General features: G+C 70.6%; 3 protein-coding genes. All 3 read right to left on the reverse strand.

Annotated features, from left to right (window positions below; all coding sequences use genetic code 11):
* Positions 1-28 precede the first annotated feature (28 nt).
* Positions 29-250, reverse strand: a complete 222-nt coding sequence (locus tag ABZ805_RS28645) for an MbtH family protein (RefSeq protein WP_358446863.1) — start codon at positions 248-250, stop codon at positions 29-31.
* Positions 251-341: 91 nt separating this feature from the next.
* On the reverse strand, positions 342-7,475 hold the full coding sequence (locus ABZ805_RS28650) for an amino acid adenylation domain-containing protein (RefSeq protein ID WP_358446866.1): 7,134 nt from the start codon (positions 7,473-7,475) through the stop codon (positions 342-344).
* On the reverse strand, positions 7,472-8,911 hold a 1,440-nt coding region (locus ABZ805_RS28655), incomplete at its 5' end, for a condensation domain-containing protein (RefSeq protein ID WP_358446868.1). The genes ABZ805_RS28650 and ABZ805_RS28655, both read right to left, overlap by 4 nt.

Below are 8,911 nucleotides of genomic sequence, written 5' to 3' on the forward strand. Positions count from 1 at the left end.
GGGGATTCCCCGCTCGCCCCCCGACAGGTCAGCGACGAACGCCTTCCATTTCTCGAACCAGGCTCTTCGGTCGCATGTCGGTCCAGTTCTCGTTGACGTAGTCCACGGCGGACTGGCGATCGGTTTCCTCGAGCGCGACGGTCCATCCGGCCGGGACCTCGGCGAACGCCGGCCACAGCGAGTGCTGGCCCTCGTCGTTCACCAGAACCAGGTACGTGCCGTCGGGGTCCTCGAACGGGTTGGTGCTCATGATGTTCTCCTCTCCGGTCGTGCGGTGGTCGTGCGGTGGTCGTGCGGTGGTCGTGCTTCGCGGTGCCGTGGTCGAGGCCGGAATCCCGGGCTCACAGCAGGTCGTCCAGGACGCCGCCGATGCGGGCGATCGCGTCCGGATCGGTGAGCATCCCGTCGTGGGTGGCGTCCACGCCGTGATCCAGCACCGTTCCCGTCACGTACGGCCGCCAGGCGGCGGAGGTGAGCGGATCACCTCGATTTCCGTCCACTGCGGTCTGATCGTGGGTGCGCCGGAGCGCGGTGAAGCTCACCAGGTCACCGTCGAAACGCGCGGGCTCGAAGCTCTCCATGAGCCTGCAGTTGTCCACGAAGACCTTCACGCACGCCTTCAACCCGTCGGCACCCAGTGCCGCCAACCTGCTGTTCTGCTCGTCGAGGTACTCCGCGTACCGGGTGAGCACCGCGTCCTGGTCGCCCTCGAACTCGGCACCGTCGAAGTCGAAGCCGGCACCGGCCAGGAGCGAGCCCACGATCTCCGCGTCCGTACGGTCGACGATCGTCCGCCCCTCGTCCGGGAACGAGTCCACCGTCACCACGTGGCTGACCCGCTCGCCCTGCTCCTGCAGCAGCGTCGCCATCGCGTGCACGACGAGGCCGCCGAAGGACCACCCGAGCAGCCGGTACGGACCCCGCGGTTGGACTCGCCGGACCTCCCGCACGTAGTCGGCGGCCATCTCCCCGATGGAACCCGGGGTCGCATCGGCGTTGCGCAGCCCCCGAGCCTGGATGCCGTAGAGCGGCTGGTCGGCGGACAGGTGCGCCATCAGCCCCGCGTACGACCAGCTCGTCCCGGAACCGGGGTGCACGCAGAACAGCGGTGGCCTGCTTCCCCTCGGCCGCAGCGGCAGCAGGCATTCGAACGGGTCCCGGGTGGTGTCCGATCCCAGTTCCTCGGCGAGCATGGCCACGGTGGGCGACTCGAACACCGAGCGCACCGACAGCTCCACACCGAACGCGGCACGAACCCGATTCACCAACTGCGTGGCGAGGAACGAGTGTCCTCCCGACCTGAAGAAGTCGTCGTGGACGCCGATCGACGGCAGGCCCAGCAGCTCCTCGAACAGACCGCACAGGACTTTCTCCTCCGGTGTGCGCGGCGCGACCTCGTCAGTGCCGAGGCACGGTTCCGGGAGAGCGGATCGGTCGAGCTTCCCGTTGGCGGTCAGGGGGAACGCGTCGAGCGGCACGAACGCTGCCGGCACCATGTACTCCGGCAGCACCGTCCCGACGTGCTTGCCGAGGGCCTCCGGGTCCACGCTGTGCCCGTCGTGGAGCACCACGTAGGCGACCAGGCGGAGATCTCGGGGCGGGTACTCCCGCGCGAGGACGACGGCCGTCCGCACCGCCGGATGGCTGGTCACCGCGGACTCGACTTCGCCGAGTTCGATGCGGAAACCTCGCACCTTCACCTGGAAGTCCGCCCGGCCCACGAACCGGAGTTGCCCCTCCCGCGTCCACCGCACCAGATCACCGGTGCGGTACATGCGGGAACCAGCCGGTCCGAACACGTCGGCGACGAACCGCTCCGCCGTCATGTCCGGGCGGTTCAGGTACCCGCGCCCGACCCCCGATCCCGCGATGTACAGCTCCCCCACCGCACCCACGGCGACCGGTACGAGCTGGTCATCGAGAACGTACAGCCGGGCGTCGCGGATCGCGCCGCCGATCGGCGGTGCGCTCGGCCAGAGTTCGGCGTTCCCGTCCAGCACGCATCCCGTCATCACGTGCGTCTCGGTCGGCCCGTACTGGTTGTGCATCCGCCGGCCGGGTACGCGAGCGTGGAAATCACGAATCGCGTCGCTGGGCACGAGCGCTTCCCCGGACTGCACGATGTCGCACAGCGCGGGAAGGTCGCGGTCCTGGTCGAGGGCGGCCTCGGCGACGGCCTGCACCACCAGGTTCGGTACGAACAGTTCCTCGATGCGGTGTTCGTCCAGCCAGCCGACCAGCCGTTCGGAGTCGCGGCGCACGTCCTCCGGGCACTCCACGAGCGTCTTGCCGAAGAGCGTCGCGGAGAAGATCTCCTGCACCGACACGTCGAAACCGATGGGAGCGAACTGCGCCGTCACCTTGGGCTCGTCGGGGTCCCGTGGCAGCACGGTGTCCTGCCACGACACGAGGTTCACGACCGTGCCCGCCCGCTGCACGACCGCTTTGGGGCGACCGGTCGAGCCGGACGTGTAGATCACGTACAGCGGGTGGTCCGCCAGCAGCGGTGAGTGCCGCTCGGCGTCCGTCAGGTCCGCCGACGTCTGCGCGGCGACGTGGTCCCGCAGCGCGGGGTCGTCCAAGCACAACGTCTCCTCGACGACGCCCGCGAAGCGATCCCCCTGGTAGCTGTTCGTCAGCAGCACTGCCGGCTCGGCGTCGTTCAGGACGAACCGAATGCGCTCGTCCGGGTGCGAGACGTCGATCGGGACGTACGCGGCACCGGTTTTCACCACCGCCCAGACCGTGACGACGAAGTCGATCGACCTGGGGAGTAGTACCGCCACGTACGACTCGGCACCCACTCCGCGTGCCACGAGGACTCGCGCGAGGCGATTCGCCCGCGCGCTGAGTTCCGCGTAGGTGACGGCCTCCGAGCCGTGGACGACCGCTCGGCGTCGCGGTGTCGCCCTGACCTGCTCTTCGAACACGGCGGGCAGGTTCCGCCACGGCAACGCGCTCGCGGTGTCGTTGAAGGTACCGACGACCAGCTCGCGATCCTCCGGCGACAGCACGTCCACCCGGTCGACCCGCACCGCCGGGTTCGCCACCACGGTGCGCAGCAGCCGGACCAGGCGCTCGCTCAGCGTCTGTGCGGTGGACCGGTCGAAGAGGTCGGCGCTGTACTCGACCGACGCCTGCATCCCGGCCGGGGAACCATCCTCACCGCGGCTTTCGGCGAAGAACCAGAACAGGTCGAACTTGGCCGTGGGCTTGATGATCGGCTGCACGCGGACCGTCAGCTCGGCCGATCGCTCCGGCGGGCCTTCCACGACCACCTGTTCGTTGTTGTTCAGCGTGAGCTGCACTTGGTACAGCGGGTGGCGAGCCAGTGAGCGATCCGGGTTGAGCAGCTCCACGAGCCGCTCGAACGGCAGTTCCTGGTGCTCGTAGGCCGCCAGGTCGGTCTCCCGGACGCAGTCCAGCAACTCGCGGAAAGTGGGATTGCCCGTGAGGTCGGTGCGCAGCACCAGCGAGTTCACGAAGAAGCCGACCACGTCGTCCACGGCGTCGTCGGTACGGCCCGCGATCGGTGTTCCGATCGGGATGTCCCGGCCCGCGCCGAGCCTGCTGAGGACGGCCGCCAGTCCTGCCTGCAACACCATGAACAACGTCGAACGGGTGTCCCGGGCCAACTTGAGCAGTCCCGCGTGCAGGTCGGCGGGAACGTCGAACAGGACCATCCCGGCTTCCTGCGAGGACACCGCCGGCCGGGATCGGTCGGTGGGCAACTCCAGTTCCTGCGGAAGGCCGTCCAACGCCTCCGCCCAGTACGCGAGCTGGCGGTTCAGCTCGCTGTCCGGATCGTGCTCGGAACCGAGGATGTCCCGCTGCCACAGCGCGTAGTCCGCGTACTGGACCGGTAGCGGAGTCCACTGCGGGCTCACGTGTTCCCGTCGCGCGTGGTAAGCGACGCTGAGGTCCCGCCGCAGCAACGGCATGGACCACCCGTCACCGCAGATGTGATGCAACAGCAGGAGCAGGACGTGGTCGCCGGATTCCGCAGCGAACAGGAACGCTCGCAGCGGGGGCTCCGCGGCGAGGTCGAACCGGTGCCGCACGGCGTCGGTGAGCCGGTCCTCCAGCTCGGCCTCGGTCGTGTTCACGACGTCGAGCGCGACGGCCGCGTCCTCGCGCACGACCTGGTACGGGCCTTCGTCGTCCTCGCCGAAGACCGTCCGCAGCGGCTCGTGGCGCGCGACCACGTCGCTCAGCGCGGCGCGGAGCGCGTCCCGGTCCAGTCGGCCGGACAACCGCAAGGCTGCCGGGATGTTGTACGTCGGCTGGGGCCCTTCCACCCGATGCAAGAACCACAGCCGCTGCTGGGCGAACGACATCGGAATCCGGGACGGCCTCGGCGTCGCGGGAGTCACGCCACCGCGCCGGGAACCGGCCCGATCGAGGGCGGCGGACAGGCTCGCGACCGTCGGATGGTCGAACACCGACCGCACCGGCACTTCCCGGTGCAAGGTGGACCGGATGCGGCTCACCAACCGGGTGGCCAGCAACGAGTTTCCGCCCAGGTCGAACAGGTGGTCGTCGATCCCCACCGAGCGCAGGCCGAGGATCTCCGCGAACAGCTCGCAGAGGATCTCCTCACGCGGTCCCCTCGGTCCGCGCTGGACCTCGGCCACCGCGGCGTCGACGTCCGGCAAGGACGCCTTGTCGACCTTCCCGCCGGGCGTCCGGGGAATCTCCGGCACGGCGTGGACCGCGTTCGGCACCAGGTAACGAGGCAGGACTTCGGTGATCGCGGCGCGCAACGCCGCCGTGTCGAGGTCGTCGGATCCCGCGACGTAGGCGACGAGCCGCTTCTCCCCGTCGGTACGGAGGACGACCACGCAGTCCCGCACCCCGGGCTGCCCGGCGAGCACGGTTTCGATTTCCCCGGGTTCGACGCGGAAACCGCGCAGCTTGAACTGCTCGTCCGACCGGCCCACGAACTCAAGCGCCCCGTCCCGGTTGCGGCGCACCAGGTCCCCGGTTCGGTACATCCGCGACCCGGCCGGTCCGAACGGGTTCGCCACGAAGCGCTGCCCGGTCGGTCCGGCCTGCCCTAGGTAGCCGCGTGCCAGCCCCGCACCGGCGAGGTACAGCTCCCCCGCCATGCCGGGGGCGACCGGATGCAGGTCCCTGTCGAGGACGTACAGCGAGGTGCCGTCCATCGGCGCACCGATCGGCACCACCTCGCCGACCTCCTCGGCGGTCCGCACCGGGTGGTGGGTCGCGTTCACGGTGATCTCGGTCGGGCCGTACAGGTTGGTGACGGTCAGGCCGGGTGAGCGCTCCAGCACCCGCCGGAACGACCGTGCGGACGCGGCGTCGCCTCCGGTCGTCACTTCCCGCAAGGTCGACAGCAGCGCGGGCTGCTCGTCGGCGATCAGGGTGAACAGTGCGGTGGTCAGCAGCGCGCCGGTCACCTCGTGCCGGACGACCAGTTCGTGCAGGCCCGCGAGATCCACCTCGCCGTCGGGCACGACGACGATCCGCTTGCCGTTGAGCAGCGGCACCCACAGCTCGTAGGTGGACGCGTCGAACGCCAGGGCTGCGGTCATCAGGACGCGGTCGTGCGCTCCAGTCCGCCAGCGCTGGTCGTGCGCCAACTCTGCGACGCCACGGTGCGTGATCCCGACGCCCTTGGGCACTCCCGTCGAGCCCGAGGTGAACATGACGTAGGCGAGTTGGTCCGGGGCGATCGCGACCTCCGGCGCGTGTTCGGGCATCCCGGTGACGGTCTCGCCGGAGTCGACGACGATCGTTCGCAGCCCCAGCTCCGCCGCTTCCTCCTCGTAGCGCCGGTCGGTGAGGACAATCCGGGCCCCGACTTCCCGCGCCATCCGCCGACGCCGCCGCGTGGGGAACGAACCGTGCAGCGGGACGTAGGCACCGCCGGACCGGAGCACGCCGAGAACCGCCGTCACGGCGTGCGGTGCGCGCTCCATCAGAACGAGCACCCGCTCCTCGGGCTCGACGCCCTCGGCCAGCAGCCGGTGGCCGAGCTGGTTCGCACGGGCCACCAACTCGCGGTAGGTGGTGTCGCCGCTGGCGCCGGAGACGGCGACCGCGTCCGGTGTCCTGCCGGCATGGTCGCGGACGAGATCGGGGAGGGAGCGGAGGCCGACCGGCCCGGGTACGCCGTGCCGTCCGGCTGCCACCGCGTCCGGCGCGCCGAGGGTGCCCACCGGGCGGTCCGGGTCGGTCGCGATGTCGGTCATCAGGCGTGCCACCCGATCCAGCACGTCCTGAGCCGTGGCGCGATCGAACACGTCGGGCCGGTAGTCCAGGCGCAAACGGATCCGCTCACCGGGCGCACCGACGAGGGTCATGGGGTAATGGCTGGCGTCCACTCCCTCCACTGCGGAGACGCGTAGGCGGTCGCCGGGGCCGTCAGCGGCCGGCGCGCTACCCGACGGGTAGTTCTCGAACACCACCAGCGTGTCGAACAACCCACGCCCGCCTGCCGCGACCAGGCGCTGGATCTCGGCGAGGCCGAGGTGGTGGTGCGGCATCAGCCTGGTCTGCTCGTTCTGGAGACCGTGCAGGAACTCGGTGGCGGTCTGCCCCGACCTGACTCGCGCCCGCAGGGGCACGGTGTTGATGAACAGGCCGATCATGTCCTCGACCCCGACGAGGTCAGCGGGTCTCCCGGACACCGTGATCCCCGCCGTGACGTCCCCTCGGCCGGTCAGCCGCGACACGACGCACGACCACGCGCCTTGCAGGACGGTGTTCAGGGTGAGTCCCTGGTCCCTGGTCCACGTGGTGAGCGCCGCCGTGACCTGCGCCGGCAGCGAGACTCCCAGCTTGCACGGGACCGTGGAAGCGGGGTCCGCGTCGGGCGCGACGAGCGTGGCACCGTCGAGGCCGGCGAGGTGCTCCCGCCAGGCTCTCCGCGCCTCGTCCTGGTCTTGGGCGGCGAGCCAGCCGAGGTAGTCCTTGTACGGCCGAACGCGCGGCGATCCGTCCACGTCGCCGTTGCTCGCGTACAGCGCGAGGAGTTCCTTCCACAGCAACGGCATCGACCAGCCGTCGAGCAGGATGTGGTGGAACGTCAGGATGAATCGATGCCGCCGCTCCCCCTCGCGGACGAGCACGAACCGCAGCACGGGCGGTGCGGTGAGGTCCAGCCGCCGCGCCCGCTCCTCGGCAACGGTGCGATCGCGGGCCTCGGCGCGCTCCCCGTCCGGCAGGTCACCGAGGTCGACCTCGCGCCACGGCAGTTCCACGCTCTTCGGGATGAGCTGCACCGGACGGTTCACGCCCTGGTAGCGGAACGCGGCTCGCAGGTTGTCGTGACGCCGCAGCAGGCCGTCCGCGGCGGCGCGCAGCGCGACGCGGTCGAGGGGTCCCTCCAGGTCCAACACCAGTTGCACCGCGTAGAGGTCCGGCCCCGCCTCGTCGTAGACGTGGTGGAAGAAGATCCCCTCCTGCAACGGGGACAACGGCAGGATGTCCTGAAGGCCGGACCGGCTCATTCCGCGTTCCTCCACTCGGCTTCCAGCATGTCGATCTCGCTCTGGCTCAACTCCGTCAGTGCGACGTCGGACGGGGTGTGCCCGCCCCCGTCCGGGGCGTGCGCGTGTTCCACGAGCACCCGCAACGCCTGGCCGAACAGGTCCGCGAGTTCCACGACCTCGCCCTCGTCGAGCAGGGCACGTGGCCACACCCAGTTCGTCTCCAGCCTCGGCCCGTCGGCCCCGTCCCTGGTGACGGTGGCGACCTCCAGCAGGTGGGGCAGCACCATGTCCTGGTCCTGGCCGCCGATACCGGAGAGATCTCCCAACAGGGACCAGGCCGCGCTCGGCCCGGACGCCTCGGACTCGGAGGAACGGCCCAGGTAGTTGAAACCGACTTGCGCCTGCGGGCAGCCGGCGAGGACGGTTGCGCCTCGCTCGTCCAGGTAGCGCAGCGCGCCGTATCCCAGGCCGTGGTCCGGGACCGCGCGCAGCCGTTCCTTGACCTGCCGTAACACCTGCCCCGCGGCAGGCCCGCCCGCCATCGCCTCGACGCGGTCGACCGCACCGGTGTCGAGCAGGACGGGGTGCATGTTGGCGAACCAGCCCATCGTGCGGGACACGTCGACGCCGCCGAGGACCTCCTCCTCCCGCCCGTGGTTCTCCAGGTCGACCAGGACACCGGCAGCGCGGCCCCGCCGCCATTGGGCCAGCGCCATCGTCAGGGCCGCGAGCAGGACGTCGTTCACACCCGCGTGGAACGCCTCCGGAGCCGTGGTCAACACCGCCTCGGTGACCTCCCGCGGCACGTGCCTGGACACCCGAGCGCAGTCGGCGTTCGTCCGGCCCGCTGACTCGGCGTCCACGTCGAACAACGGCCTGCTCTCGGCATGCAGGCCCGCCCAGTAGGCGAGTTCCGGCTCCCGGCCCGGAGCCCGGGCCCAGTCCCGCAGCCGCAACGCCCACTGCCGGAACGAGGTGCGCACGGGCTGGAGCTCGACCGGACGGGCGTCGTGCAGGCACTGGTACGCCTCGGCCAGATCGGGCACGAGCGCCGCCCACGACACCGGGTCCACGGCGAGGTGGTGCGCGACGACGAGGATCGTCGCGGGTTCCCCTTCTCCTGCCGGGAAGTGCACCACTTGCAGGAGGTTCCCGGTCGCCAGGTCGAGCCGCTCCCGCGCCGAGGCGGCGTGGTCGGCCATGAGCCGCAGCCGGTCTCCGCCCTGCGACCGGGACACGTCGATGGTGCGGACCCGGTCGTCCGCCCGCACGGTGCCCGGCTCCACGACGTGCAGCGCCCAGCGCGAGCCGGCCCCGCGCCCGGTGTCGGCCGGGTCGAAGTCGACGCGCATCCGCAATGCGTCGTGGTGGTCGAGCACCGCAACCGGGTCGGCTCGCCGCGCCACGAACAGGTGCTGCGGGACGCCGCAGACTCCGTCGGGCTGCCCGTGCTC

It is taken from the genome of Saccharopolyspora sp. NPDC047091 (assembly GCF_040643635.1).
Taxonomy (GTDB): Bacteria; Actinomycetota; Actinomycetes; order Mycobacteriales; family Pseudonocardiaceae; genus Saccharopolyspora_C.